This is a genomic window from Niallia sp. (assembly GCF_031978665.1).
Lineage (GTDB): Bacteria > Bacillota > Bacilli > Bacillales > Cytobacillaceae > Niallia.
This window is the reverse complement of sequence record NZ_DALZDK010000037.1, coordinates 382-4,769: the sequence shown is the minus strand read 5'-3', so window position 1 is coordinate 4,769 and position 4,388 is coordinate 382. Positions and strand designations below refer to the sequence as shown.

Sequence of the window (4,388 nt, the reverse complement as noted above, 5' to 3'; positions counted from 1 at the left end):
AAAAATAAGAATCGCAAGTAAAGATGCCAAACCCGCAAATAAAAGTATGAAAGTCGCAAGTAAAGATGCCAAACTCGCAAGCAAAATCCAAATCCCCAAATAAAAGTACAAAACCCGCAAGAAAATCCACCATCTGCATATAGTAGACTCCCCTACAAAAAAGCTCAGAAAAAATGAAATTTGCTAGTTTAAGATTCTATTAATCTGTCCACACTGTGTTAGTGAAGGGGCGGTGCTAAAGATGAAAAACAAACCGATGGCAACTATTTATTTATTTGTACTTATTCTATCAACTATTATGAGTTTATATATTCCTAAAAATGAAGTAACAGCAAACAGTGAGGTAATCATTCCGAATGATGCGATTCGTCTTAGAATCTTAGCTAATAGTGATTTAGAAGCAGATCAGGCATTAAAAAGAAAAGTAAGAGATGCTGTAAATGAAGAAATTACAAAATGGGTTTCTGAATTGACTTCAAAGGAAGCGGCAAAAGACTTATTGAAGGAAAAATTACCGGAAATTCAGCTTATTGCTGAAAGAGTAGTAGAAGAAGAACAGGCAAATCAAGCAGTAAATGTTACTTTTGATAAAGTTGATTTTCCAACAAAGCTATACGGAGAGTTCTTATATCCAGCAGGACAATATGATGCAATTCTTATTACTTTAGGTGAAGGCGAGGGTGCTAATTGGTGGTGTGTTCTTTTCCCGCCACTATGTTTCCTAGATTTCTCTAACGGAGTAGCCGTAAGCGATGGATTTGAGGAAGAGAAGAAAGAAGAGAAAGTTGAGAAGAAAGCAGAAAAGGAAAAAACAGCGAAGGTAGAAAAGAAAGAAGAAAAAGAGAAGAAAGATCCTGTATTTGTTGAAGCAGAAGAAGAGAAAGTAGAAGTGAAATTTTTTCTAGTGGAATTATGGGATAAGATTTTTGGCTAATATCCCGCAATACGTTAAGAGATGCTTTGGAATAGAGGCATCTTTTTTGTTTTTACAAAATTGGATTCCTCCGTTACTTTATGGGGTGCAAATATTAGCCAAAGCAATTTAAGAATTTTTACCTAATTGTGCTAAAACCATTGACATTTTTCAATTAGTTAAGTATTTTGTATATAAACACAAAAGTTTCCTTAGGGAAACAAATTGTCCGATGGTTATGATTTTTTGTAATGGTGAAAAGGAGGAATAAGAATGTGGAAACTTGTATTAACAGGATTATTAATGACGTTTGTTTTTTTAACGGGGTGTTCAGCTGAATCAACAGAATCAAAGGGAGACGATAAGCTTACGATTGTTACTACAATTGCGCAAATTGCAGAGCCAATGTCGGTAATTGGCGGCGATAAAGTAGAAGTGCAAAGCCTAATGGGACCTGGCGTTGATCCTCATTTGTATACAGCTACACAAGGGGATATCCAGAAAATGGAGAATGCAGACATTATCTTTTATAGTGGATTACATCTAGAGGCAAATATGGTTAAGGTGTTTGAAGAAATCGGAAAAACAAGATCAGTTCTTGCCATTGGAGAAGTTAACCCAGAGGAAAAGCTTTTAAAGGATGAGAAAGGTGCAATTGATCCTCATATTTGGTTCGATATTGATTTATGGAAAGAATCACTTGATGCAGCAACGAACGAGTTAAAGAAAGCTTTACCAGATGATAGCGATTATTTTGAGAAAAATAAACAAGAATATTTTGCGAAGTTAGACGCATTAAAAGAAGAAGCGAAAGCACAGATGGAGACTTTACCTGAAGATAAGCGCGTATTAGTTACAGCCCATGATGCATTTGGCTATTTTGGAAGAATGCTAGATATAGAGGTTGTCGGATTACAAGGTCTAAGCACGGAAGCCGAAATTGGATTATCAGATATAGAGGAGACTATTCAATTACTAGTGGAGCATCAAGTTCCTGCTGTTTTTATCGAAAGTAGCATTAACCCAGCTTCCATTAATGCAGTCATTGAAGGTGCGAAAAAAGAAGGGCTTGATATAGAGCTTGGTGGAGAATTATTCTCTGATGCAATGGGAGATGCAGATACGGAAGAAGGAACATATATAGGAATGTATAAACATAATGTTTCCACTATCTATCAAGCGTTGAGTAGAGGAGTGGAGTGAAATGGAGTCGGTTCTTACCGTAGAGAATGTATCAGCTGCCTATCGAAAAAATGAAGTATTATCCGATGTGAGCTTTCATATTAAGCCTGGAACTTTAACGAGTATTGTCGGTCCAAATGGTGCTGGGAAATCTACATTATTAAAAGTAATGTTAGAGCTACATCCCACTATTACTGGCAAGGTAACTTTTTTCGGCGAAAATTATAAAATAGCTAAATCAAAAATCGGCTATGTTCCCCAGCGTGGATCTGTAGATTGGGATTTTCCGACAAACGCTCTAGATGTTGTAATGATGGGGCAATATGGAAAAATTGGCTGGTTAAAGTGGCCAAAGAAAGAACATAAGCAAAAAGCAATGGCTGCATTAAAGGAAATGAAGATGGAAGATTATGCGAATCGACAAATTAGTCAGTTGTCAGGTGGGCAGCAGCAGCGCGTCTTTCTCGCTCGTGCTCTTGCCCAGGATGCGGATCTTTATTTCTTAGACGAACCATTGGCAGGTGTTGATGCTACGACAGAAAAAGCAATTATGGAGACGCTAAAGATGCTAAAGGAGAGCGGGAAAACAGTGATGGTTGTCCATCATGATTTACAAACCGTGGAAGAATATTTTGATCATGTCCTCCTCTTAAACAAAACGGTAATAGCACATGGACCAACCAATTTAACTTTTACGAAAGAGAATATCATGAAAGCATATGGTGGTACTTTGCACTGGATGGGAGAGAAGCGATAATGTTAAGTTTTCTTTCTTATAACGCGCAATCTGTTTTATTTAGTACGTTCTTATTAGGAATGGCAGCTGGTGTCATAGGCAGCTTCGCTTATTGGAAAAGACAAAGCTTAATGAGTGACGCTCTTTCTCATGCAGCACTGCCAGGAGTAGTACTTGGTTTTACAGTATTAGGAGAAAAAAATCTTTTTGTGATGATTATTGGAGCAGCTATTACTGCATTATTAGGTGCTTTTCTCATTCAGTGGATAAGAAGTTCTAGTCGAGTCAAAGAGGACGCGGCAATGGGAATTGTTTTATCCGTATTCTTCGGCTTAGGGATTATGCTGCTAACATTTGCTAATCGGATGCCTGGCGGTAATCAAAGTGGGTTAGATAGCTTTATATTTGGGCAAGCAGCTTCCATGGTGTCCAAGGATGTTTGGACGATGATGGCGGTAGCTCTTATCGTACTTTTCATAACGGTGCTCCTGTTTAAGGAATGGAAAATCTTTTTGTTTGATCCTAACTTTGCTAAAGGCTTGGGCATCTTGACAACTAAGATGAATGCACTATATATGGCAATCCTAGTTTTAGTCATTGTTGTTGGGATTCAAGCGGTTGGCGTTATATTAATGGCAGCTTTATTAATCATTCCAAGTGTAAGTGCTCGATATTGGACAGAATCGTTCAGAGTGATGGTGATACTTTCCGCTATATTTGGAGGGGCTTCTGGAATGATCGGAACATTGCTTAGTACAATCGGGAAGGGATGGCCAACTGGACCTTTCATTGTGGTGACAGCTTCTTCTGTCTTCCTAGTTTCCTTATTTTTAGGAAGTAAAAAAGGCTTGGTAGTTGTCTTTTTTCAGCAAAAAAGACAGAGGAAGAATATCACGCAATTAGCAATGACTAGGGAGGTAGAAAGATAAATGAGCTATACAGGTTGGATATTGTTAACTGCCTCATTAGTTGGATTAAGCTGTGGACTTATTGGAGTATTGTTAATTTTAAGAAGGATGGCGATGATGGCAGATGCTATTAGCCATACAGTACTTTTGGGAATTGTGTGTGCTTACTTGATTACGAGAGAATTAACAGGTATCCATATGCTGATAGGGGCGGTTATTGCTGGTTTGATTACTGCGATTGTTGTGCAATGGCTTCATACACAAGGTGTACAGCAGGAGGCATCGATTGGGATTGTCTTTACGACTTTATTTGCAATAGGTGTCATTCTCATTGCAACAAAAGTGGGGAATGCTCATCTAGATGTGAAGCATACTTTGATGGGAGAGATTACGTTCATTCCATGGGAAAGAGTAGAAATACCGCTCCTAGGAAGTATTCCAGAAGCAGTGGTATTACTAAGTATTGTTTTACTAGTTGTCCTATTTGTTATTATTGCTTTCTATAAAGAATGGAAGATTACGTCGTTTGACCCTGCACTTGCTGCAAGTCTTGGCATACCTGTTATCCTTATGCACTATTTATTTATGTCTTTAGTTTCTTTAACAACGGTTGCGGCATTTGATGCGGTAGGAGCAATTATGGTAGTAG

5 protein-coding genes are annotated in these 4,388 nt (G+C 38.0%); all 5 read left to right on the top strand.

Going from position 1 to position 4,388, the window contains the following annotated elements; all coding sequences use genetic code 11:
- Positions 1-241: 241 nt before the first annotated feature.
- A complete protein-coding gene (gene spoIIR / locus RTL21_RS18375; RefSeq protein WP_312097947.1) occupies positions 242-934 on the top strand; it encodes a stage II sporulation protein R in 693 nt (230 codons plus the stop codon).
- Between the two features lie 252 nt (positions 935-1,186).
- Positions 1,187-2,116 carry a metal ABC transporter solute-binding protein, Zn/Mn family gene (locus RTL21_RS18370; protein ID WP_312097946.1) on the top strand — a complete coding sequence of 310 codons (930 nt, stop codon included), beginning with the start codon at positions 1,187-1,189 and terminating at the stop codon, positions 2,114-2,116.
- A gap of 1 nt (position 2,117) precedes the next feature.
- Complete coding sequence (locus RTL21_RS18365; RefSeq protein ID WP_312097945.1) at positions 2,118-2,852, top strand: metal ABC transporter ATP-binding protein; 735 nt, start codon at positions 2,118-2,120, stop codon at positions 2,850-2,852.
- On the top strand, positions 2,852-3,760 hold the full coding sequence (locus RTL21_RS18360; RefSeq protein WP_312097944.1) for a metal ABC transporter permease: 909 nt from the start codon (positions 2,852-2,854) through the stop codon (positions 3,758-3,760). Before RTL21_RS18365 ends, RTL21_RS18360 begins: the two co-directional genes overlap by 1 nt.
- Positions 3,761-4,388 (top strand): metal ABC transporter permease (locus RTL21_RS18355; protein WP_396954469.1); only part of this gene is annotated, 628 nt, incomplete at its 3' end. It lies immediately after the preceding gene.